Source organism: Tetzosporium hominis, assembly GCF_002265435.1.
GTDB classification, from domain to species: Bacteria; Bacillota; Bacilli; order Bacillales_A; family Planococcaceae; genus Chryseomicrobium; species Chryseomicrobium hominis.
The window spans coordinates 1-267 of record NZ_NOKQ01000358.1 but is presented as its reverse complement, the minus strand read 5'-3'; the positions used below and the strand labels follow the sequence as shown (position 1 = coordinate 267).

General features: G+C 50.2%; 1 protein-coding gene. It reads left to right on the top strand.

Features of this window, described 5'->3' with window-relative positions; translation table 11 throughout:
- Positions 1-267: condensation domain-containing protein (locus CF394_RS15300; RefSeq protein WP_133079865.1), on the top strand; the 267-nt coding region annotated here is incomplete at both ends.

Sequence of the window (267 nt, the reverse complement as noted above, 5' to 3'; positions counted from 1 at the left end):
CAGCAAACCGCAAACCGCCATCAAGTGACAGGACCTAACCTGTTTCAGGCCGTTTGGGGCATTGTTCTCAGCAAATACAACTTTACGAATGACGTTGTCTTCGGCACGGTCGTATCAGGCCGGCCATCTGAAATCAACGGGATTGAAACGATGGCAGGACTGTTTATCAACACCATTCCGGTGCGGGTAAAAGTTGATCGTGATGCTGCTTTCGCTGATATTTTCTCAGCTGTTCAGCAGCATGCAGTTGAGGCGGAGCGCTACGAT